The sequence below is a fragment of the Streptomyces pathocidini genome (assembly GCF_001418495.1).
In the GTDB taxonomy this organism is placed as follows: domain Bacteria; phylum Actinomycetota; class Actinomycetes; order Streptomycetales; family Streptomycetaceae; genus Streptomyces; species Streptomyces pathocidini.
In genome coordinates this window covers 1-3,627 of record NZ_LIQY01000162.1, presented here as the reverse complement: position 1 = coordinate 3,627, position 3,627 = coordinate 1, and the positions used below count along the sequence as shown (strand labels likewise).

The 3,627-nt window shown below is 72.5% G+C and carries 3 protein-coding genes; 2 read left to right on the top strand and 1 reads right to left on the bottom strand.

Features of this window, described 5'->3' with window-relative positions; genetic code table 11:
• Window positions 1-157 precede the first annotated feature (157 nt).
• On the top strand, window positions 158-586 hold the full coding sequence (locus tag AOK16_RS09920) for a hypothetical protein (RefSeq protein ID WP_055471879.1): 429 nt from the start codon (window positions 158-160) through the stop codon (window positions 584-586).
• Window positions 587-1,073: 487 nt separating this feature from the next.
• Here the strand turns inward: AOK16_RS09920 and AOK16_RS09915 are convergent, their stop codons facing one another.
• Complete coding sequence (locus AOK16_RS09915; RefSeq protein WP_055471878.1) at window positions 1,074-2,459, bottom strand: cystathionine beta-synthase; 1,386 nt, start codon at window positions 2,457-2,459, stop codon at window positions 1,074-1,076.
• 260 nt (window positions 2,460-2,719) lie between these two features.
• On the opposite strand from AOK16_RS09915, the gene AOK16_RS09910 reads away from it, so the two are divergent.
• Window positions 2,720-3,627, top strand: a 908-nt coding sequence (locus AOK16_RS09910) for an SGNH/GDSL hydrolase family protein (RefSeq protein ID WP_055471880.1), incomplete at its 3' end; no start/stop codon positions are given.

Here is a 3,627-nt window from a genome sequence, read left to right as displayed (position 1 = left end):
GAGCGGGCGAGCGGGCGAGCAACGGCTGCACAGCGGTTGAGCGGCGGCTGCGCGGCGGCGGTTTCTCGGGGGTGCACCCGCGTGGAGGGTGTACCCGCATCGATCGGGGGGTTAGCCCTACCGACGGGCTCCCCCGCGTGACCGTAGTCTGACAAGCATGGATGCCCGCGACACCGAGCTGAAGAAGGAACTCGACGCGACCCTGCACGCTCGCAAGGAGCTGGGGCCGGAGTACGAGTCGGAGCTCGTCGAATCGTTCCTGGAGAAGGTCGAGCGGCGGCTCGACGGGACAGCGGACCAGCGGACGCGCCGCCAACTCGCCGAGCGGCAGATGGTGGTGGCCCGCGGTGCGCGGCCCCCGGAGTCCGGCGGCCCGGACGACAGCTTCGGCGAGCGGTACGGGTTCGGCATCGTCTCGCTCGTCGTCGCCATCCCGCTGTCGGCGATCGCCGCGGTGAACGCGGAGCTGCCGGGCCTCATCGTCACGTGGGCCGGCATCGCCACCGTGAACATGGTGTACGCCAGAGGCGGTATGCCCTGGCAGCGCCACCGCAAGCCCTCGCCCGGCGGCGACTGGGAGGGCTGAGCCCCCTCGGGCCACCCGTAAAGCCGGACACCTGAAACCGGACACCCCGTAGAACCGGACACCTGAAACCAGGCACCCCCGTAAGGCCGGGACGCCCCGCCGAAGACCCGCGGGAGAAGTGTGCGCGGGGACCGCCGCACCCCGGGCGAACCCGGGGGCGGGACGACGGCGGTCCCCGCGAGGGACGCGGACCGGGTCAGGGCCGGTCTCCACGTCCGGGCGACCAGGAGGTCCGGGAGCCGCTCCGGAGGCCCATGGCGCCGTTTCGGGTGTCGGTTCGTCCGCTCCGGCTGTGCCGTGCCGTCGCGCCCTCACCGACACCTCTACTGTGCGGGAGTCGTGTTAAGTCCGTGCTGCGCGCATGTGACGCATACGTACCAGTTACCGGGCCATCGCATGGACCGCCGAAGCCGCTCCCCCCGCCGAGGCCTCAACCAAGGCCTCGACCAAGGCCTCAGCCGAGATCCCGACGGGAGAGCCCCAGCGCCTACTTCGCCGACTTGGCCAGGAACGCCAGCAGGTCCTGCCTGCTGACCACACCCACCGGCTTGCCCTCCACCAGCACGATCGCCGCGTCCGCCCCCTCCAGCACCGCCATCAGGTCCGCGACCTGCTCGCCCGAGCCGACCTGCGGCAGCGGTGCCGACATGTGCTTCTCCAGCGGGTCGCCGAGCGTGGCGCGCTGCGTGAACAGGGCATCCAGCAGCTCCCGTTCGACCACCGAGCCGATGACCTCGGCGGCCATGACGTCCGGGTGCCCGGCGCCCGGCTTCACGATCGGCATCTGCGAGACGCCGTACTCGCGCAGCACCTCGATCGCCTCGCCCACCGTCTCGTCCGGGTGCATGTGGACGAGTGAGGGCAGCGCGCCCTCCTTGTACGCCAGGACGTCGGCGACGCGGGCCGCCGTGCCGGCCTCCTCCAGGAAGCCGTAGTCCGCCATCCACTCGTCGTTGAAGATCTTCGACAGATAGCCGCGCCCGCTGTCCGGCAGCAGCACGACCACGATGCCATCCGGGCCGAGCCCCTCGGCGACCTTCAGCGCCGCGACGACCGCCATCCCACAGGAGCCGCCGACCAGCAGACCCTCCTCCTTGGCCAGCCGGCGTGTCATCTGGAAGGCGTCCTTGTCGGAGACCGCGACGATCTCGTCCGTCACCTCGGGGTCGTACGCGGTGGGCCAGAAATCCTCGCCGACGCCCTCGATGAGGTACGGGCGCCCCGAGCCGCCGGAGTAGACGGAGCCCTCCGGGTCCGCGCCCACGATCCGTACGCCGCCCTCGGAGACCTCCTTCAGATAGCGGCCGGTGCCGCTGATCGTGCCGCCGGTGCCGACACCCGCCACGAAGTGGGTGATCTTCCCCTCGGTCTGCTCCCAGAGCTCGGGGCCGGTCGTCTCGTAGTGCGAGCGCGGGTTGTTGGGGTTGCTGTACTGGTCGGGCTTCCAGGCGCCCGGCGTCTCGCGCACCAGCCGGTCGGAGACGTTGTAGTACGAGTCGGGGTGCTCGGGGTCGACGGCGGTCGGGCAGACGACCACCTCGGCGCCGTACGCGCGCAGCACGTTGATCTTGTCCGTGGAGACCTTGTCCGGGCACACGAAGATGCACTTGTAGCCCTTCTGCTGGGCCACGATCGCCAGGCCGACGCCGGTGTTGCCGGAGGTCGGCTCGACGATGGTGCCGCCCGGCAGCAGCGCGCCGGACTCCTCCGCCGCCTCGATCATGCGCAGGGCGATGCGGTCCTTCACCGAGCCGCCGGGATTGAAGTATTCGACCTTGGCCAGGACCGTGGCCTGGATCCCCTCGGTCACGTTGTTGAGCCGGACCAGCGGGGTGTTGCCGACGAGCTCAATCATCGAATCGTGGTACTGCACGACGTATCTCCAGGTCAGGAGTCATGGCGGGGGCTTCCGCGGATCGGTCGGGCGGCCGCCGCTGCCGGCGGTGCCCGTTGCGGCCAGCCTATTCCGCCCGGATCCGGACGCACCCGCCGTACGGGTGCGTTGCGGAGCGGGCCGCACGGGGCAACTAGCCAGTAGCAAGGCGCGAACGTTCTGGACGCGCGAGCGCGATGAAGTGGCCGCGCACGCGCGTTGAAGTGAGCGGGTACGGCGGGAGGTGCCGGCACATGTCGATGTCGAGGGCGAGGGTCGCCCGGCGGATCGCGGCCGCGGCGGCGTACGGCGGCGGCGGGATCGGGCTGCTGGGCGGGGCCGCGGTGGGGCTGCTGCTGACGGAGGTGCAGCTGGCGCGGCGCTCGGTGGGCGGCTCGGAGGACGTGCCGCCGAACGCGGAGGGGCGGTACGGGGTGGTGTTCGCGCGCCACGCCGAGCACCGGCCGCTGCGGCTGGCCCTGGCCGGGGACTCCACGGCGGCGGGGCAGGGCGTGCACCGGCCGCGCCAGACGCCGGGGGCGCTGCTGGCCTCCGGGCTCGCGGCGGTCGCGGAGCGGCCGGTGGACCTGCGGACGGTGGCGCTGCCGGGGGCGCAGTCCGACGACCTGGAGCGGCAGGTCACGATGTTGCTGGCGGACCCGCGTGCGGTCCCGGACGTCTGCGTGATCATGATCGGCGCGAACGACGTCACCCACCGGATGCCGCCCGCGCGCTCGGTGCGGCTACTGGCGGACGCGGTGCGGCGGCTGCGCGAGAGGAACTGCGAGGTCGTGGTCGGCACCTGCCCCGACCTGGGCACGATCGAGCCGGTCTACCAGCCGCTGCGCTGGGTGGCGCGGCGGCTCAGCCGCCAGCTGGCGGCGGCGCAGACGATCGGGGTGGTCGAGCAGGGCGGGCGCACGGTCTCGCTGGGCGACCTGCTGGGGCCGGAGTTCGCCGCGAACCCGCGCGAGCTGTTCGGCCCGGACAACTACCACCCCTCGGCGGAGGGGTACGCGACGGCCGCGATGGCCATGCTGCCGACGCTGTGCGCGGCGCTCGCCCTGTGGCCGGAGACGGAGCGTCCGGACGCGTCCCGCCGCGAGGGGATCCTCCCGGTCGCCGAGGCCGCCGCGCAGGCGGCGTCGGAGGGCGGCACCGAGGTCAC

Bases quoted from the DNA above. Each gene is read 5' to 3' on its own strand.
- AOK16_RS09920 (WP_055471879.1), top strand. From the start codon at position 158: ATGGATGCCCGCGACACCGAGCTGAAGAAGGAACTCGACGCGACCCTG.